This window comes from Burkholderia sp. 9120 (assembly GCF_000745015.1).
Lineage (GTDB): Bacteria > Pseudomonadota > Gammaproteobacteria > Burkholderiales > Burkholderiaceae > Paraburkholderia.
Genome location: NZ_JQNA01000002.1, coordinates 4,799,612 through 4,818,349 on the forward strand (window position 1 = coordinate 4,799,612; position 18,738 = coordinate 4,818,349).

Annotated in this window: 12 protein-coding genes; all 12 read right to left on the bottom strand. The window is 67.4% G+C overall.

Features of this window, described 5'->3' with window-relative positions; translation table 11 throughout:
• Positions 1-9: 9 nt before the first annotated feature.
• The 12 genes from FA94_RS29520 to tssE all read right to left on the bottom strand — a co-directional run bounded on the left by FA94_RS29520 (position 10) and on the right by tssE (position 18,720).
• Positions 10-4,440: a type VI secretion system protein gene (locus FA94_RS29520; protein WP_035558057.1), complete on the bottom strand. Its 4,431-nt coding sequence runs from the start codon at positions 4,438-4,440 to the stop codon at positions 10-12.
• Positions 4,437-5,381, bottom strand: a complete 945-nt coding sequence (locus tag FA94_RS37445; protein WP_051980866.1) for a DotU family type IV/VI secretion system protein — start codon at positions 5,379-5,381, stop codon at positions 4,437-4,439. The genes FA94_RS29520 and FA94_RS37445 overlap by 4 nt, the downstream gene beginning before the upstream one ends.
• On the bottom strand, positions 5,368-6,927 hold the full coding sequence (gene tssK / locus FA94_RS29530) for a type VI secretion system baseplate subunit TssK (protein WP_035558058.1): 1,560 nt from the start codon (positions 6,925-6,927) through the stop codon (positions 5,368-5,370). The genes FA94_RS37445 and tssK overlap by 14 nt, the downstream gene beginning before the upstream one ends.
• Before the next feature lie 85 nt (positions 6,928-7,012).
• A complete protein-coding gene (locus tag FA94_RS29535) occupies positions 7,013-7,495 on the bottom strand; it encodes a hypothetical protein (protein WP_051980868.1) in 483 nt (160 codons plus the stop codon).
• Positions 7,492-7,878 carry a PAAR-like domain-containing protein gene (locus tag FA94_RS29540; RefSeq protein WP_035558061.1) on the bottom strand — a complete coding sequence of 129 codons (387 nt, stop codon included), beginning with the start codon at positions 7,876-7,878 and terminating at the stop codon, positions 7,492-7,494. The genes FA94_RS29535 and FA94_RS29540 overlap by 4 nt, the downstream gene beginning before the upstream one ends.
• Before the next feature lie 4 nt (positions 7,879-7,882).
• A complete protein-coding gene (locus tag FA94_RS29545; RefSeq protein ID WP_051980870.1) occupies positions 7,883-8,452 on the bottom strand; it encodes a DUF3540 domain-containing protein in 570 nt (189 codons plus the stop codon).
• Entirely contained in the window at positions 8,449-9,570 is a 1,122-nt protein-coding gene (locus FA94_RS29550; RefSeq protein WP_035558064.1) for a pentapeptide repeat-containing protein, read from the bottom strand. Before FA94_RS29550 ends, FA94_RS29545 begins: the two co-directional genes overlap by 4 nt.
• A complete protein-coding gene (locus FA94_RS29555; protein WP_051980872.1) occupies positions 9,567-12,341 on the bottom strand; it encodes a DUF2169 family type VI secretion system accessory protein in 2,775 nt (924 codons plus the stop codon). Before FA94_RS29555 ends, FA94_RS29550 begins: the two co-directional genes overlap by 4 nt.
• 7 nt (positions 12,342-12,348) lie before the next feature.
• Positions 12,349-15,045, bottom strand: coding sequence for a contractile injection system protein, VgrG/Pvc8 family (locus FA94_RS29560; protein ID WP_035558066.1), 2,697 nt, complete (start codon positions 15,043-15,045; stop codon positions 12,349-12,351).
• The gene (locus FA94_RS29565; protein ID WP_081936232.1) at positions 15,042-16,505 is read right to left on the bottom strand and encodes a type VI secretion system baseplate subunit TssG; all 1,464 of its coding nucleotides are present in this window, start codon (positions 16,503-16,505) and stop codon (positions 15,042-15,044) included. Before FA94_RS29565 ends, FA94_RS29560 begins: the two co-directional genes overlap by 4 nt.
• Positions 16,469-18,313 (bottom strand): type VI secretion system baseplate subunit TssF, encoded by a 1,845-nt coding sequence (gene tssF, locus FA94_RS29570; protein WP_035558072.1) that lies wholly within the window; start codon positions 18,311-18,313, stop codon positions 16,469-16,471. Before tssF ends, FA94_RS29565 begins: the two co-directional genes overlap by 37 nt.
• A complete protein-coding gene (tssE, locus tag FA94_RS29575; protein ID WP_051980875.1) occupies positions 18,310-18,720 on the bottom strand; it encodes a type VI secretion system baseplate subunit TssE in 411 nt (136 codons plus the stop codon). Before tssE ends, tssF begins: the two co-directional genes overlap by 4 nt.
• Between the last annotated feature and the right edge of the window lie 18 nt (positions 18,721-18,738).

Below are 18,738 nucleotides of genomic sequence, written 5' to 3' on the forward strand. Positions count from 1 at the left end.
CCTTCACGTTCAGTGGCTGCCTGGGGACATTGCCGCGGCGTTGGCGACCGGCGCGGGGCCATCCATGCCCGGCGGCAGCGGCGGGATCGACGGAATGGTCGAAATCTGCGCACTCGCCGCGCCGCCGCGCGACGTCCGCGACGACGCCGGCAGCGCGGGTGAACCGGTCGGGAACGCCGGGAGTTTCAGCGGCGCAGCCGCATGACTCACCGGATCGATGCCCTGCAATTGCAGATTGATCAACAACTGCGCGGTGCTGGCCGACGACAGCGGCGGCGTCGCGGCACGCGCCGCGCCCGCACTCGTCGCAGCACCCGAAGTACCCGATGTACCCGACGCCCCCGCTACCCCCGCGCCCGCCGTCGCCACCGAAGCCGCAGCCGCCACGCTCGCCGCACTCGCGACCGGCACGCTGAAGCGCAACGTGATGCCATCGGCGGCCGCCGCGCCGCGCTCCATTGCGTGTTGCTGGACCAGCCGCATCAGCGCCCACGTGCCGCCCGCGCCGAAGGTCGCCGTGCGGCCTTCCACATCCGGCGAATTCGGCACGGCCGGATTGACGTACGGCGCCCAGCGCGACAGTTCGGCCCACGTCAGATCCAGCGCGAGCGGCTGGCCGGCGACCCAGTCGATGCCGGTCTGCCCGTTCGGATACGCGGCCGACTGATTCGCCGAACTGAGCATCCAGCCGACCAGTTGATCGGCGCCGCGTTCAACGCTCTGCCGCACGTTGAAGGCGACATTCAGATGCACGCCGAGACTGCCGTCGGCGCGCAGCGTCTGCGCAAAAAACTTCTGATCGTCGTCGAGCTGGCCGAGGAACGCACTCGCCGCCGTGCGCTGCGTTTTCGGCAGCCGGGTCAACTGCGCGCGCAGCGCCGCGCTCTGTTGCGCATAGACGGAGAAAAAGTCGCGCACCGCGAGCGGCGACGCTTCCGGCGCGCCCGCGAGACCGAACGGATAACGGCCGCCTAACGTCGCGTCGAACAGCGAGAACAGGTTCTGGAACGCCACGGCGTCGCTACCCTGACACAGCGATTGCGCCACCTTGACCAGGTCGCGGCGACGCGCGGCGAACAGATCGTTGGCGCCGTCGTCGGTGGAGCTGGCGGGGTCCTGCAGACGCGCGTTGCAATTCTGCGTCGTCATGCCGTTCAGCCGGTCGACGAACAGCGACGCCAGTTGTCCCATCTGGCTGGCCGGATCGGCCGACGGCACGTAGCGATTCACTTCGGCGATCGAATTGCCCCAGTACGCGGCGGTCTGCACGTTCGGACTGTTGGCGGGCGCATTGCCGGAGTTTTGCGCAAGCGTCGCGAACGGCGCGGCGTACGCGGCCAACACCTGGGAGCGTGCGACCTGGCGCGCGAGATAATCGCGCGTCACCGGCACCGTGCCGAGATCGAAAAATTCGCCGCCGGTCGTGTCGCTCTGCGGCTGGTACAACTGGCTCTGCACCGCGAGACTGCCGACCGTGGACAAGCGGTCCGCCGCATACTGCTGCAGGCAGCCGGACAACGCACTGAAGCCCTTGCTGAAGCCGAACTCGCTGTACGCGCGCTCCACCTGGATCAACGGCCCGAGCGTGCGCGACAGATCGCGGCTGGCCTGCGCGAGCGCCTGTTCGTCGAACGGCACCGCACTCAACGCGTTCGACGTCGTCGCGGCCGGCCACACATCCGGGCCCGGCGGCAGCGGACTTTGCGCTTCGAGCAACGCGTCGTTGAGCGCGTTTTCCAACTGCGTGGCGGCGATCTGCGCATACAGCGGACGCGGCCCCGCTGAAGACGTCCCACCCGACGACGTCGGCACCTTGGCCGGCTGAAATCCAAACCGCTGCGCGAAGCGCCGGTATTCGTCGATGTAGGTGGCGGCATCGCCGAGCGGGCCGGCATTCCAGCTACGCGCGCCAGTAGCGCCCGCGCCGTTGATCGAGCACGCGAATGCCGTGCGGCGCTTCGTGACCTGCATGAAATGCAGTTGCGACAGCGCGGCAAGACCGGCGAATTCCTGCATGAACGACGCATTGAACGCGCGCCGACCCTGGTCCCGCACGATCAGCGGGTTATACGGCGGCACCGAAAGCGCGTCGAGCTTCTGATAGACCTCGTCGTCGCATTCGGCCGCGGAGAAGGTGCTCGCGGTCGTCTCCAGCAGTGCGGCGTAGGGTGACGCGCGCGCGGCATCCGTCGCGGTGGTGCCCGGCACATAGCGTCCCGACGACGCATCGACCAGTACCAGTTGACGGATCTGTTGACGCAGGTCGGTGCGAATCTGCCCGCACAGATTGCGTTGCGCTTCCTGCTCGACCGCGCCGAGCCAGTTGTCGCGCGTCCACGCGAGCCACGCGACCAGTTGGCGCGTCTGCGCGGCGGGGTCGCCGTGGCCGGTCTGCAGATTGACCAGCAGTTGCTGGCCGGAGCCGGCCTGCGTTACTAGCGCGTCGCGCAGATCCGTTTCCATCTGCGCAAGCTGGTTCCGGTAGCCGGCGGCAAGATTCTCCGGCAGATCGGGCCGGTAATCGGTCGAGGCCGAACTGAGCGACGCGGCCAGCAACCCGCTGTCGCCGTCGCGCATCACGAGCGACACCGGCAGTCCGTACGCGAAGTTGACGAGCCTCGCGAAGCGCACCACATCCTGTTCGGTCGAGGCGCCGGAAAACGGCTCGGCGATCTTGTAGAAGGTGCCGAGCCCGGCTTCGAGATCGGTCACCTCGCGCAGTTGCCGGTTCAGGCGGCTGCGCGCGTTGCGGGCGTCTTCGCCGGGGTCGCCGGTCATGCGGGGCGCGTCCGTGCCGCGCAAACTCAACGCTTTGGCGCGAACCGCCAACTGGCAACCGAGCCCCGGCAGCACCAGGCCCGCGAAAACGCGCCCTGCCACCACCTGCGCCGCACCGTCGCGCAACGGATGCCAGAACCACGGCCAGGACCACGGATTGGCGAGGTCGAATGAGCGCGTATTGAGTTCGTGTACCGACATCAGCACCGTCGAGATTTCGCTCGCACTTGGACACACGCCGCCGCTGTATGGGCGGATGGTTTGCAACTGGACCAGCGCGCGATCAAGCTGGCCGACCGTCGTGTAAAGCCGCGCGCCGGCAAAACCCAGCGCGATCGTGAGCGCGGCAGCCACGCCGAGCGCGGCGACCTGGAAGCCCCGCAGATAGCGATTGCGCGACCACGCCGAGGCGCGCACCACTCGCGCGTTGCCGCGCTCGGCGAACACCTTGTCGTCGAGCAGGCCGGCCACGAACGAGACGTTCGTGCTCGCGCCGACCCCGGCGCCGTCGAGGTCGCCGGTGAAATAGACGCCGCGGCACAGGTGGCCGGGCCGGTCGAGCGTCGCACGGAACGCGCCCGCGAGCCATTGCGCGAGCGGCGTGCGCAGTTGTTCGAGACGGGCGGGAAACAGCAGCATGCCGTCGCGGTCAACGTCGTTCGCGACCGCTTGCACGCTGGCCGCGGTCGAAATCTGCAACGCGCGCAATTGTTCGATCACCACCCGGAACGCTTCATGACACCAGTCCTGCGGCGTGTCGTTGCTGGCCAGCACCGGCGCGGACCAGCCGAGCATCTGCTGGCGCAGCGCGTCGGGCTGCGCACGCCAGAACGGCGCAAAGCCGTCGATCCGGTCGCATTGCGTGACCACCACGCTGACCGGCTGCACGAAGCGGAACGCGTCCTGTACGTCGCACAACTGGCGGTAGGCGTCCGCGGCAAGTCGTTCCCGTTGATCGGGCGTGGCGCTCAGCAGGCTGCGCGCCGATACCGTCAGCACGATGCCGTCGGCCGGCCGTTCGGGACGCAGATCGACGAGCGTGCGCAGCAGCGTCTCCCAGCGCGAACGTGCTTTCTTCGCGTTTCGGGTGGTGACGGGCGGGGTTGGCGATGCGCTCGCGGCGGGGCTTGCGGGCCGGCTTGCTGGCGTGCTCGGGGAGGCGGTGGCGGCGACGTTTGCAGCGGATGCGCCTGAGGCGGCGCTTAAGGTGGCGCCCGCGCTTGCCTGGCCCGTTGCCGCAACGCTCGTCGCCACCGCCGCATGCGCGCCCTCGGACGACACGCTGCCGTCGATATCGATCAGCACGCCGCGATTCATCACCGACACCGCGCTGCCCGGAATGCGCAGCGACGCGTAGCGCCGGTCCGGATTCGACTGCGCGAGCCGCACCGCCGCCGACAGCGCGAAGCTGGTCTTGCCCGCATCGCGTTCGCCGAGCATCAGGATCCACGGCATGCGATAGCGCCACTCGCGACGCGTGCGCGCGTAATCGATCGCAGCAAGCGCGGTGCTGATCCAGCCAGGCGCGACGCTATTGTCCGCATCCGCCGACGACGCGGCGGCGGCCGTGCGCGGCGCATTGCGCGCGCGCCAGATCAGCAGCGCGGCGATCACGCCGAGCACAAGGCCGATAACCAGCAAGATTTTGAATACCGCACTCACAACACATCTCCCCGTGGCGTAGGCTTCGACGCCGCCGCGTTTGCACCCACACTTGCACCCGCATTCGCACTCCCCGGCGCCGCGCTGATCGCGCCCGACGTCTCGGTCGGACTGGACCCGGCTTCGCCATCCGCCACCGCCGCTTTACCGATCTGCTGTTCGGCGCGCACGCGCTGCGCGGTAGGGTCGTCGGCGACCAGTTGTGTGAACGGACGCATCACGATGAACCAGATCGCCGCCGACACCAGCAGATACGCGACCAGCGCAAGCCGCGCCGCGTTGAACCACGGCGACAGCGGCGCGAGCCGGCAACTCGCCGGCTCGGGATCCTGCGGGCCGATGGTGTGTTCGTAGGCCTGCTCGAACGCGTGGCCGCCGGCGTCGTCGCCGCGCACGTCGGTGACGAACTTGACCAGTTCGTCACGGCGGGCCGACAACGCGGCCGCTTCATGATCGCCGCGCAGCGCGCCGCGAAAACCCACTTCGAGCGCGCCGAGCAGCACCAGTCCCAACTCGGCGTGCGCCTGCGTCGGCAGCGCCACGACCAGCAAACTATCGATCAACCGATAGAACCGCACGCCCGCATTGCGCGTGTCGAACAGCGTGCTTTCGAGCATCAGGTTGAGCCATTCGCCGCTGCCGGCCCAGCTGACTTCGAGCAGCAGTTGCTCGTCGGCGAGCGCGGCCATTGCGTATTCGGCGTCGCGATAAATCTGCAGCAGATCCGGCGTGCAATCGCGCTGCACCGTGCTGGTTTGCTCGCGCAAACATTCCACGAGGCGTGCGTGGACCACCGCCGCCGTCAGTTCCACGGGCACGGCATGGCCGGCCGGCAATGCCGCCAGCCCATGCTTGATCTCCACCAGCAGCCCGTAGAAATCGCAGAAATAGGTGTAGAGCGGCAGCCGCGTGCGCAGCGCTTCGCGCTCAGTTGTGTGCATGCCCCGCATCCTCGCCGTTGCCGGTTGCCCTTGGCGGCTGCGGCTGGCCTTGCTGCCCTTGCTGCGCCGGTTGCGCCATCTGCCGCGCCGGGTCGTTGTGCGTGCCGTGCGTACCGTGCCCGCCATGGCGCCCTTCGCGACCGCCCCGCGCGTCGTGGCTCGCCTGCGCGCCGCCCGGCTCGCGATACAGCACGATCCCGCCCGGCGCATGCGTGGCCGCATAGCGGCCACCGCCGCGGATCGTCAGCGTCTCGCCCGGCGTAAACATGTTGCGCATCACGTTGTCGAAATCGAACGCGGCGTTGCGGATCTCGTAGTACAGCCCCGCCGGATTCAGGCCCTTGCGGCGCGTGTCCGACGACTTCACCGACGCCCCCGGCATGCGCCGGCTGTCGAGCGGATCGAGCAGTTGCGGCTGGCTGATCGTGCAGCTCTCGAGCCAGCGTTCGAGGTCGGCGCGGCTCTGCGCGGCCGACGGCACCACTTCGACCAGCAGGATATCGCCCGCGTCGAGCGGCAGGCGCAGCGAAAATTCGCCGCCGTCGTCGCGCAGGAACGGCAAGCGCTCGAAACTTGGACGGATCGCCTTCACGTGATCTTCGACAAAGCTGAGCGCGGCGTCGAACCCCGGCCGGCAGTCGAAATGATCGTACGGCGGCAGCACCGGCGGATCCGGCAGCGGATCGAGCGCGGCCATCTCGCCGGCCGCGCGCGCGAGCGACAGATACAGCGCGCGCGGCGCGACGTCGGTGCCGAGCCCGAGCACGTCGAGATCCGGCAGGATCGCCGCGAGCCGGCGCGCGGCCAGCGCCAGAAAAGCGTCGCCGATCGCGGCGTTCAGAAACGCGCCCTCGCCGACCTGCGCGATCTCGCGCAGCTTCATGCGCACGCTGTCGCGCAGCGCGCCGACCCGGCGCTGCAAGCTCCTGTCGCGCAAGAATTCCGCAGCGCCGAGCGACGCCATGGGCGGCAGATAGTCGGTGCAGCGATAGGTGCCGAGCGACGTGCGTTCGAGCTGGAACAGCGGGCAGCCGGCCAGCAGATTGGTGCCGCGCGTCCAGCCGGTGTCGAGCCGCAGCGCCGGCTTCAGCCGCGGCACCAGCACCGGCACGCGGCCGGTGTTTTCATCGACGGCGGCCGTGCCCGGCACCGACTCGTAGCGCCGGTTCAGGCTTCCCGTGGTGGCTGCCGTGTCGCCGCGCAGCGGCAGCACGAGGGCGATCTGCGCGCGGTCGCCGGTGGTGGTCAGCGTGCCGCTCACGTCGAGTTCGAGCGCGTGGTCGCGGGTCTTGTCGAGCACGATCGGCGTGCCGTCGTCGAGCACGCATTCGAGCGCGCGCACCGTCACGCGTCCCTTGCCAAGCAAGCCCTCGTCGAGTTCGAGATGCCGCACGCCGACGAAATCCGGATTGGCGCGCTCGATCAGATAGCGCAGTTGCGCATGCCAGAAGCGATCGTTCTGTTGCAGATGCTGCGGAGACAGCAACAGCCCTTCCGACCATTGGATGCCATACGGCAGGTCTACGGGCGAGCTCGACTGGGTCATCATTTCCTCGATACGGCAAGTGCTGCGACGATGTTCATTATGGGCGGTTCAGCGGTTCACCATTCCAACGGCGCGAGGCGCGCAATCACTGCGCGCCGTCATACGTGACGGCCTGCGGACCCAGCGTAATCACCACGCGCTTGTACTGCGTCAGATCGGCGACGCCCTGGCCCGCGGGCGCCACGAAATTCACATAGCAATAGACCACCAGCGCCTTCCTGTAACGCGCCGGCAACGGCACCGGCGCGCTGCTCTGGTTCGGCGGCAGTTGCACCGACACGGCGTCGACCTTCGGACCGAGCGAGGTCAACAGCGCCGCGCGATGCGCGAACCAGTCCGGCCCGGTACGCGGCAGCAGGGCGGCGCTGGTCGCGTCGTACACGAAAACGAAGTCGAGCGCGGTGGCGCTGGCGTTGTTCGCGCCGTTCTGCGCGATCACCGTCACGCCGCGCAATGCGGTCTTCGTCGGACCGAACCAGCTACAGCCGGCCGCGAACAGCAGGCACGAACAGACCAGCAGGCGGACCATCGGCCACCCGTTCGCGCGCGGCGTCCACCGGCGCTTCATGACAGCAGGATCACGCGAAACTGCGCCGGCGTGATCGACATGCCGACCGCGTTCGGCGGCATGCCGTTCTGCATCGTCATGGTGGTGAGGCGGGTCGCGAACATCACCCCGACCATCACCTTGAAGCTGCCGAGCAGCGGCCGGTCCGGGCCCATTTCGATCTGCGACACCACGCCGCCCGCCGAGATGTCGCCGAGGCTCAGGGTGCCTTGCGTCATCAGATTTTCCGCGAGACCCCCGCCGAAGATCACGTTGAACACCGACGGAATATGCGTGAACGACAGCGCGAAATTCGGAAACGGAAACGGGATCGGAATGGGCAGCAGTTTGCACACGTCCGGGAACGCAAAATTCAGCACGCCGAGATTGGTATTGGCGAACATGGCATCAACCCATCGAAATGCGGTCGGCGTCGACCTTGACGTCTTTTTCCGCGGTGACCATCACCTGCTTGCCGTGCTGGCGCAGCAGTTGATCGACGTCGAGCAGATAGTGTTCGCCGTGGCCCACGTAGTCCTTGAACGCGTCCACCACGCTCTGCGCGACGCTGCGGAACAGGTCGTTCGCGGTGACGCTCAGCTTGCCGGTGGCGGCCACGATGTCGGCGTCTTTCATCGAGCGCAACGCGGCCCGCTCGGTCGCGACGATATCGATCGACGCCTGCGCGATGGTCAACTTCCGCGCGCCCGGCACGCTCAGCGTCGCTTCGCTTTCCGCCGAGCCCGCTTCCGCGTTGCGCGCGAGAATGTGCACGATGTAGCGGCTCGTATCCGCGCGCTCGACCACCAGCACGGCATCGCCGACCCGCGGTTCGATCAGGCAGGTGAGCGCGGTCGACGCGATCCGTCCGTCGTCGAGCAGCACGCGTCCGCTGTCGAGTTCGACCGCGACCGCCGCCTCCTGCAGATGCGGTGCGAGCGGCGCCGCCGGCCGGTGTTTCAGCAACTCGTCGTTCATCTAAGGGTCTCCAGTTGCAACGTAGGGCGCTCGGCATCGAGCAGCGCCGTATCGGTCGACTTCATCCGGTACGTATGCGCGCCCGCGAACGACGCCTGCTCGAAGCACGCGTCGTGCAGGCTCGCGTGTTCGAGCCACGCGCGCTCGAACGAGACGCGCGCGCCGCGCGCATGATCGAATTGCGCGTACGAGAGCCGCGCGTCGTCGAAACTCACGTCGATCAGGCGGCTGTTGTGCCACACCGTCTGTTCGAGTTGCGCGCCGTTCAGACGCACTCGCGTGAGCTGCGCCTTCGCGAGCATCGCGCCAGTGAGCGTGGTATGCGACAGATCGACGTCGCTCAGTTGCGCGTCGAGCAGCAGCGCACGTTCCGCACGCAAACCGTCCACCCGCGTGCGCGCGAAAATCGCCTGACGGCAATTCGCCTCGGTCAGCGTGGCCTCGCGCAAATCGGCGTCGGTGAAATTGCAGCCTTGCAGCGTGCAGCGCACCAGACTGATCGCGGGCAACGCGAGGCCCGAGAAGTCGCAGTCCATCAGCACGGAGGTTTCCGCACTCAGACCGCTCAGGGTCACGGCGCGCAGATCGGTTTTCGCGAGCGCCGCCTGATCGAGCCGCGCGCCGCTGAAATTCGCGCCCCCGACCTTGCAGTCGAACAGCACGCTGCGCAGCAGCATCGTGCCGTCGAAGCGCGCGCCGGTCAGCGTGGTGGCGGATAGCGTCGACTGTTGCAGGGTCGCGCCGCGCCAGTCGGACGCGGACGCGTCGCATTGCATCAGCGTCAGGTACTGCGCGCTGGCGCCAGCCATCTCCAGCGCCGCGCAATCGCAGCCGATCAGCGCGGTGCGCATCAGCGTCGCCGTACCGAGCCGCGCGCCGGACAGATCGCAGTCCAGGAACCTGGCGGCGCTCAGGTTTGCGCCGCTCAGGTCGGCCCGGGCAAGGCAGACGTTCTTGAACACCAGGCCGGACCAGTCCACGCCGCGCAGATCGGCGCGCGTGAGATCGAGGTCGGTCACCGGACGGCCGAGCGAGCGCTGCTTCGCGATCGCGGCGAAGGCGACTGCAAGCGCGGCGGCCGACATCGGCGCGCCAATTGGCAACGGCTGTGCGCTCATGCGATCGCCCTCCTGCCCGCTTCGAGTTGGACGTCGCGTAAATCGGCGCGGGTGAACAGCGCGTCGCTGGTGTCGGCCTGATAGAGACAGGCGCCGACCAGCGACGCATCGGTGAAATTCACCTCGCGGCACACGGCGCGAAACAGGTTCGCGCGCTCGGCACGCGCGCCCGTCAGCGTCGCCGCGGTGAACAGACAGCCGCTGAACTGGCCGTCCGACAGTTGCGCGCCGGACAGATCGGTGCGACCCAGATCGCACGTGGCGAGCGTTGCACCGCGCCAGTCGCTGCCGCGCAGCGTCGCCCGTTGCCAACTGCAATGTTCGGCGCGCAGACCGGCCATGCGTACGTTCGACCAATCGGCGTCGGCGCCGCCCGCCGGCACGTCGACGAGCGTCGCGCCTTCGAACGACGCATCGACCAGCTTCGCATCCATCAGCACGGTTTTGCGCAGCGTCGCTTTGGCGAAGCTCGCGCCGCTCAGGTCCGCGCGCATCAGCACCGTAGCCGCCAGTTGCGCGGCCTGCCAGTCGCTGGACGGCGCGTTCGCATTGAGCAGCACCGCCTGGGTCGCCGTCACGCGTTGCAGCCGTGCACCGGCGAGACCGATGCCCGAGGCGAGGCAATGATCGAGACAGGCGTCGCTCAGATCGGCTTGCGGCCATTGTGCGTCGAGCGCCCACGCGCGCGTCAGATCCGCGCCGCCGAAACCGATCCGCGCGCCGCTGCTATGACACAGGTTCGCGTCGGCGAGCGTGGCGCGGGTGAAGTCCGCGCCGTCGAGTTGCGCGCCGCTCAACACCGCGCGGTCGAGGCGTGCGCCGTTCAGCCGCGTATTGCGCAGATCGGTGTTTTCCAGTTGCACCTCGCGCAGATCCGCGTTGGACAGATCGAGACCCGACAGGTCGATGCCGGCCAGGTCGCGGCCCGCGAGCAGCACGCCGGCGCGATGCCATTGCTCGACCTGCATGCCGAGCCAGCGCGCGAGGTCGGGCGGCAACGGACCGTCGGGATCGGTGTAGCGCAAGCTCGCGCGGCGTGCGGCGCGCGCTTGCGCGGGTTGTGCCGCGAGCGCGGCGTCGAGTTGCGGGACGCCGGTGCTTTCCGGTGCGGCGGCGGCAAGCGGAACCGGGGACGCTGCGTTGCGGCTCGGCGGTGTGAGGCCGATCACGGGATCGAGCGGCACGAGGTCGACGGCCGCGACGCTGACTCGCGCCCAGGCGGCTTCACGGCGCGCAGCGGGGTCCTGCGTGGCGGTGGTCATTGTGGGCAGTTCCGGTAGCGAAGCCCGCAGGCAGTCCGCTTGCGCGCGTGCTTCGGCAATCATGGTCCGCGCGCCGTCCAGCATCGGCGCAAGGTCGAAATCCGATTCGGCTATCGCGACGCTGTCGAGGCGCGGCAGACGGGTCGGCTTGGCGGGCGAGGTTGGGGCGGCGGTGGCGGCGATCGTCGTGGCCGTGGTGGTCATCGTGGCCGTGGTGGCCGTGGTGGCCGTGGCAGTTGCCGCGCCCGTCGCAGCCGTCCCGGCCGTAGCCTTCGCCACGATCGCAGCCGTCGGCGTGATCCCACTCACCGCGTGAAACTCAGCGAGTTGCGCATCGAGCTGCGCCTGTTCCGCCGCGGCAGCCTGGTCCGCGCGCGCGGCGCTCGCCGCAGCACGCGCGATACGGGTCGGCGCATCAAAATCCGCGGCCAGATCCGACTCATTGAACAGATGCGCGGCGGCCGTCGCCGGATCGGTGCGCCGCGCGAACACCTCGGCGTAATGCGCGAACGAACGCGGCCGGTCGCGATGCTCGTAACCGACCATCACCGCATCGATATCGAAACCGAGCGAATGCGCGTGCGCCGTCTCGCCGTGATACATCGCCACGCCGGTCAGCAGATCGGGAAAGAACCACACCGTGTCGAACCTGAGCGCGACTTCTTCGAGCGACGCCGCGCCGCTGCGCTGAATAAAACCCCGCGCGACCAGCGGCGGCACCTGCCCTTCGATCACCGCGCGCTGCGGATGCATGCCGCACAAACGGTACGGCTCGCCGCCTTGCAGATACGCGGCCAGCCACTGGTCCACCGGTGCGCGCTGGAACAAGGCCGGCGTCGCGCTCGACGAAAACCCCGGCGCTTCCTGCGCTAGCCACTTCGCGCCGTAGCGCCCGGCGTGACGCGAACGCGCCTGCCAGTCGAATGCGAGCGGACCGAAGCCGGCCGGCGCATAGCGAACCCAGTGACGCCGCACCGGCGTGCCCGGCAGTTCCAGGTTCGGCATCGGCCGTGTATTGACGCCCGCCAGCGCGGCGAAGCGGTTGCGCTCGTAGCCGCAGCCCACCGGATTGTCCGGATGGTGCGCGCCACCGAACGCCTGCGTGTACGCGAGGGGCATCGACACGAACGGCTTCGGCGCGTCGATCCGCAACCACGGCGCGTAACGCCACACCCGCTCGCCGATCACGTCGAGTGTCTTGTCGACGCCGGCCGCGCTCAGGCTCACCTGCATCCGATCAACCGGCTTACCTTGCGACGCATACGCATTGCCGCACAGCAGCAGTTCCGCGCGCGACTTCGGCAGCACTTCGTCGAGCGGCTGCGTGACGCCCTGCGTGGCCAGGGTCTTCAGCACGCCGGGCCATTGTTCGTTTTCCATCGCGAACCGCTGGACCGCTGCGTCGCCGAGCGGGAAAAAGCCCAGCGCCGACACGACGAAACGCCGCTCGCCGCCGATCTGATACGAGCGGGTCAGCGTGCCGAGGCTTAACGGTTTGACGATTTTCATCGGCGGCTCACAGGTAGATCTGGATCACGCCGACGATCGTGATCGTCGCATTCGACATCTTGATCTCGGGCACGGCGGCCTCCTCGGAGATCCGCAAGCCCGGACCGGCCAGCGAAATCGTGTGGCTCTCCGATGAGATCGTCACCTGGCTCTGAATGCCGGCCAGCGTCACGTCCGACGTCACGCCGGACATGTTGATGCGGCTCGACGCGCCGACCATGCTCACCGAGTTCACCGCGCCCTGCATGTCGACCGAGTTCGACACGCCGACCATGTTGGTCGACGTTTGCACGCCAGTCATCGACATCGACGACGAGATGCCCGTCACGTTGGTGGTGTCCGACATGCCGGTCACGCTCGTGCTGTTCTGGCTGCCGGTCAGCGAACTGGTGTGCGATTTGCCGGTGGTCGAATTCTCGGTCGATGAACCGACCACGTTGGTGCCGTGCGATTCGCCCGTGGTATTGCTGTTGATCGAGACGCCGGTGGTGTTGCTGCTGGTCGACTTGCCGGTGAGCGAGGTCGACTGGTTTTCCGTGATCGTCGACTTCGACGCGCTAATGCCCGTCACCGTACTCTCGGACGATGAATTGCCGGTCACGGTACTCAGATTCGTCACGTTGCCGGTGCTGGACGAACTGCCGTAGGTGTCGCCGAACACGTCGTTCACGCTGACGCTGACCGCCCCCGGATCGGGCGACGGCGACGGCTGCACGGCATCCGGACTCGACTTGCCCACCACGCTCTGGTTATACGTGCTGCCGACCGCCGAAAAATTCTGCTGCTGCAACGCCCAGCTATGTCCGTAGCTGCTGCCGTAGGAATACGACTGGCTCAGCAGGCCCCGCTCTTTTTTCTCGGAAGTCGCATGGCTGTAGCTCGCGCCTTGCGAGAAGCTCGCGTCGCGATACTGCCCGCTCGCATACGCGCTCGTGACCGTATCGATCGCGGTGTCGAGCGTGCTGTCCGTCACATCCGACGACGCCCCGAAACGAATGCTTTTGCTGTCGCTGTACGAGGTCGAATAATTGTTGCCGACCGAGGTGTTCGCGGTCCAGCCCGACGGCGTGACCACGCGCGAACCGTTCGCGTGCACGATGCTCTGGATCTCCGGCAACTCGGACTCGTCCTGCGCGCGCGCCACCACCACGGTAACGCCCACTTCCGGCACGGTCTGCATATGGCCGGCGAGTTTCACCCACACCGGCTGGGTGGACGCGTTGACCGCGCGGTCGGTCGCGAAGTTCACGTAGACGCCCTTCGCGTTCAGCGTCGATGGGCTCGCATCGCGATCGGTCTGATTGCTCGTGACCATCTCGAAGTTCTGCTTCGTGTAGTAGCGCCAGTCTTTCGGCGCGGTGCTGCCGTCCGCGTCCACCACGATCGCGAGCAGCGAACCCTGCTGCGTCTGTTCGATCGAGAACGGCGTGATCAGACTCGACGGATCGGTCGCGCTGAAGGTGTTCTGATAGTCGCCGTCGAGGCTCGCTTCGTGCGACACCTGGGTCAGCACGAAGCGTTGTTCGTCGAGCGACGGCTGGATCGTCATGCCAGCCGCGCCGCCCTTCGGCATCTGCAGCGTGAAGCCGTGGCCCACGCGCATTTGCGCGCAACTGCTGGTGCCCGAAAAACGCTCGGCGGAACCGCGCCGCGATGCTTCCGACAGACCCTGCGTCTCGCGCGCCTGCCAGTCGCTCACGCCGTACTGGAACTGACGGTATTGCGTGAACGGCAATGCGCCCGGCTCGGTGGCGCCGGCCGCAAAGGTCTGGAAGGTCGGAATCGCGTCGACGTCCCACGATTCCTGCTGGCGCGCGAGCACACACTCGACGCCGGTCGTGACCAGCGACTGCTCGTACGTGTATTGCGACACCACGTCCGCTTGCGCGAGACCGAGCGCGCTGGTGTCGGTCGACGTGTAGCGCAGCGGCCGGTCAAACGGAATCGACGGATATTGCGCGCGGTTCGAGAACACCACCGTGTGGCTGTTGCCGGTGTGCGTGAAGCAGTAGTAAATCTGCGCCTTGCCCATCAGGCGCTGCAATAGCGCGTAGTCCGATTCGCCGGCCTGCATCCAGTCCTGCAGGCGAATCTGCGCGAGGTTGTGATTGCCGCCGATCCCGTTCAGCGAAAACGTCACGTCGTGCTCGCGCATCAAGGTTTCGATCGCTTGCGCGACGCTCTGCTGCACCAGCATCCGGTAGCGGTTGGTGAGCGTGAGTTTCCACAGCGCGGGTTTGATGCCGGCCTTGTAGACGCCGGGCTCGCTCATCGAGAACGACGTGACGATGCCGTTGAACAGCGACAGCGTCGGGTCCGGCGCGCCGCCGTCGAGCGCCGCGGCGAAGCGTTCGTTCGAGGCGCCGGTCAGCGCTTCGAGTGTGCTGTCGGGTGTGCTGTCGGGTGTGCTGTCGTTAGGGAGCCGAAAATCCGGCCGGTCGATGCCGACCGTCACCGGCCGCCCGATCAACTGATCGAAGCGCATGATCGGTGCACCCGACGCTTCCGTATTCGCGCGCAGGTCTAGCTGGAATTCGAACGGCTGCGACACCTGTTCCTGGCCGCTGATTTTCGTCGCGCGAAAGGTTTCCGCGCCGACGGTGTAGCCGCCGGGCAGGAAGATCGCGACGTGCAGGAAGACGGCCGGCGCGGGCCGCTCGACCTTATCGATACGCGTGACGCCGATCGTGTCGAGCGTGCTCATTGCAGGGGTCCTTGCGGGTCGCCCGCGATCGCGTAGCTCACGGTGCGCAGGTCTGGGTTTGAGTCTGACGTTGCGTCGGTCCCCGCGTCGCCGTTCGCCTCCGAGCGCACTGCCAGCCATGCGGTCTGACCGAGACGCAGGCCACGATAGCGCACGCCCGGCGGCAACGCGGCGGTCACGAGCGGAATCGCCGGCGCCGTGACGCCGCTGCCGGGCGTGGCGCTCAGCAGCGACTCCGGCAGATTCGCCGCGGCAATGCTCAGGTCGACGGTGCAGTCGACGCGGCGGTCGAACAGCAGTCGCACCATATCGGCGAGACCGGTGTAACCGTTGAGCGGCGCGTCGTTGTCGGCGGCTGCCTCGGCGGCGCTCTGGTGGTGATGCGGATGGGTTGGCGCGGTCTGGTTGAACGGACCATGCGGCGTTTCCGGCTGCCACGGCGGCGGCAGCAGATTGCACAACCGCTCGTAATCGACAGCGGGCACGGTCAGGCGCACCCCGGCCATCTGATTCCACACCTGCGTGCCGAGCACCGCATCGCTGCCAAGCGTGCCCTGCTTGCCGAGCCCCGACCATTGCGCGGACGACAACGGCCGCCAGTCGCCCACCAGTTGTTCGAGTTGCGTGTCCGGCATGCCGAGGTACTGGCGCAACGCGGCGAGCGCTGCGGTGGCGCTGCGGCGCGGATCGGCCAGCGTCGCAGTCATGCCGAGCCATGCGCGGCGCGGCAGCACGATCTGCGCCTCCGCGTCGAGCGACGCCATGCCGGCGATGCTCGCCAGAAAATCGGCCTGCAACGTGTCTTGCGGCAACGCGTAGTCGAGCGCGACGTCCTGGGTCGCCTTCAACTGATGCCGCAGCACGTTGATGCGATGATTGAACACGTCGAGAAACGCGGCGAAAGTCCGGTCGTCGTCGCGCAAACGGTCACGCACCCACTCCAGAAACGGCTCCGGCAGCGGCCCGAGTTCGCTCGCCACGCTGTAGTTCGGCGTGCGGATCTCGACCACCTCGCCGTTCTCGACGCTGGTCAGCGCCGTGGTCAACGCGGCGCCGAGCGTCGCGGCGAGCGGCGCGTTGATCGCTGCGTTCACCGGCGCGTTCAGCAGCGCATGCATGGCGCCATCCGGCAAATGACGCATCGCGGCCCGGCCGCCCGGCGTATCCAGCAGATCGGCGGCGTCGAGGCGGCGACAACCCGTCACCTCGACACCCGGAAACGCCGGCGACAGATCGGCGGTAAAACGCAAGCGGCGCGCGAAGCCGGCGAAACTGCGCGTGTCAGCCTCGCCGCTCATGAGCCGCCACGTCAACAACACCTTGAGGCGTTGCTTCACCGACGGCCGCGACGAATCGCGCACGCGCAACAGGCGGACGAGTTGAAACACGTCGATACGTTCGGGCCGATCGAATAGCAGTTCTTCTACAGAACCGGCTGGAGGCCGACTAGCTGAGGCCATTCGCGCAAAATTCCCTTGATATCGTTGACGCTGATCCGCAGCGCGACCCCGGCGTTGACCGCACCGTACAACGCGAAGAAATGCCGCAGCACTTCACCGAACAGAATCACGCTGCCTTCCGCGAAGCTCGCGCGATCGAGCCATAGATCGACCCGCAAACCGTCGACGAAACCGCGCCATGCATCGTCGCCACGGCGCACCATCACGCGCGCGGTGCGCATGTCGCGGATGCCGTCGATCTGTTTGAAGCCGCTTTCGCCCCGCATGCCGACGTGCTGCTTGAGCAGATCTTTCAAGGCCGGCAGTGCGTGCTGGCCATCGGCGAGCGACAGCCGGTTCAACGCGAGTTGCGCGGCAAGCGCCCAGGGCCGCGCGCCGATCAGCCGCGGGGTCTGATGCGAGCTCACCTGCCCCACGATCGACGCGCCCGAGATCGGCCCAGCGCCTTCGAGCCGCAACAGATCGCCCTGACGCAACTGCTCCGGCAGATTGCGGTTGGTGCAGAGCGCCGAGCCGCCGAGCGTTTCGTCCGCGGGTCGTGCGAGATTGAAGGTAGCGTCCAGAAACGACACATACAACTCGGTGCCCTGCACGTCGCCCAATTGCGCTTCCTCGCGGCGCGTCATGTAGAAATAGTGCTGCGATTGCAGCCGCTGGAAATCGTCCATCGAGAAATACGGCGCCAGCGTGCGCGGCGGTTCGCCGGGCCGCGTCGAGTACAACTCGGTCAGCGAGTACACCTCGCAATAACGGTGATCCCCGGCGTTGCCTTGCAAGCGGTATTCGTAACGCGTGTGATCCAGTGCAATCGGTTCGAGGCGTTGCGGATACAGGTTGATCAACGGGACGCAGTTCAGGCGTAACAGATCGCGCGGCAGCGTGGCGACCACGTCGAGCGGCTGCGTGCCGATGAACATCAGTTCGAAGGCGGTCGCGCCGCTCGTGAAGGCGAGACCTTCCACGTCGAAGAACAGGAATTTCTCGGGAAAAGCGAAGTATTCCTGCAGCAGCCGGTAGCCCGGGTGCGTATTGGCGCTGACCTGCAACATCGCTTCGTCCTGCGCGAAGCCGCGCCAGGTCAACGCGCTCAACGGCACATCCAGGCGCGCGCCGGACGGTTTGTTGTCAGCGTCGAGCGGTTGCGCGACGATCTTCGCCAGACCGAGCGCGAGCATCTCGTAGAAGGTGTGCAGGTCGTTCGGCGCGCAGTTCAGATAGAAGCGCAGCGTGCCCAGTTGCAGCTCGCTCAATGTGCCGGTGCCGGTGCGCCGGAGCGTCACGCTCAGCACCGAGCGCAGATTCGGGTTCTTCCAGTCGGCCGGATCGAGCGAGCGGCTGCTCGGCGCCACCAGATCGATGTGCATGACCTCGAGCGGCACGAGCGGCGTGTCGTAACAGGTCATGAAGCGGCACGCGACCGGATTGCCGCGCATGTCGCGGCCTTTCGCGGTCATCAGGCGCTTTCGTTCGAGCACCTGGCGCTTGGAGAAATTCGCGCCGTCGGCCTTGACGTCGAGCGCGGCAATCGCCATGGACGGCAACGGTGCCGACAGATGCGGATACAGGTGATCGGTCAGTGCGTTGGGCAGCGACGCCTGGCCGAGATCGAGCTGATAGCGCAGACGTCCGGCAAGAAACGCGAACGACTGCACCAGCAACTCCACCTGCGGATCGGTGGAACGGCCCTGACTCAAACCGAGCGCGCCCGCCGCCGCCGGAAAACTGCGCGAGAAGATCGCCGCGTCGCCGCGCAGCGCCGCCAGCTCCGCATTGAAGTAATCGGCCAGCGTGGTATTGGCAAGCTTCATCGCAGCATCACCTCCAGCGCGGCGCCGGTGGCGGCATCGAGCAGCACGCGAAACGGCTGTGCGTCGGCGCTGCGCAACACGCCCGACACGCGCAGCCGGTTCGGCATCAGCGGATTCGCGTCGGGCACGAGCGTCACCTCCACGTTCGCGAGGCGCGGCTCGAAGCGCTCGATCATCCGCTTCAGACGCGCGGCGTAGCGGGTCAGGCCGACCCCGCCGTTAGCCGACACATCCACCACGTTGAGCATGCCGAAGCCGAGCAGATCGCTCGCGTCGCCGGCGCTGCGCGGACGCGTCGCGACCATGCGCTGAATCTGCTCGGCGACGGCCACGCCCAGATCCACGGGCCGGGCATGCGCCGCCGAGGTGGGCGTCGCGTCGGCGAGACGTTCGAACAGATAGCGCATGAAGCGTGAACCTCGTAT

Excerpts from the sequence above, each read along its gene's own strand:
- FA94_RS37445 (WP_051980866.1), bottom strand. The coding sequence starts at position 5,381 with ATGCACACAACTGAGCGCGAAGCGCTGCGCACGCGGCTGCCGCTCTAC.
- tssK (WP_035558058.1), bottom strand. The coding sequence starts at position 6,927 with ATGACCCAGTCGAGCTCGCCCGTAGACCTGCCGTATGGCATCCAATGG.
- FA94_RS29535 (WP_051980868.1), bottom strand. The coding sequence starts at position 7,495 with ATGAAGCGCCGGTGGACGCCGCGCGCGAACGGGTGGCCGATGGTCCGC.
- FA94_RS29540 (WP_035558061.1), bottom strand. The coding sequence starts at position 7,878 with ATGTTCGCCAATACCAATCTCGGCGTGCTGAATTTTGCGTTCCCGGAC.
- FA94_RS29545 (WP_051980870.1), bottom strand. The coding sequence starts at position 8,452 with ATGAACGACGAGTTGCTGAAACACCGGCCGGCGGCGCCGCTCGCACCG.
- FA94_RS29550 (WP_035558064.1), bottom strand. The coding sequence starts at position 9,570 with ATGAGCGCACAGCCGTTGCCAATTGGCGCGCCGATGTCGGCCGCCGCG.
- FA94_RS29555 (WP_051980872.1), bottom strand. The coding sequence starts at position 12,341 with ATGAAAATCGTCAAACCGTTAAGCCTCGGCACGCTGACCCGCTCGTAT.
- FA94_RS29560 (WP_035558066.1), bottom strand. The coding sequence starts at position 15,045 with ATGAGCACGCTCGACACGATCGGCGTCACGCGTATCGATAAGGTCGAG.
- FA94_RS29565 (WP_081936232.1), bottom strand. The coding sequence starts at position 16,505 with ATGGCCTCAGCTAGTCGGCCTCCAGCCGGTTCTGTAGAAGAACTGCTA.
- tssF (WP_035558072.1), bottom strand. The coding sequence starts at position 18,313 with ATGAAGCTTGCCAATACCACGCTGGCCGATTACTTCAATGCGGAGCTG.
- tssE (WP_051980875.1), bottom strand. The coding sequence starts at position 18,720 with ATGCGCTATCTGTTCGAACGTCTCGCCGACGCGACGCCCACCTCGGCG.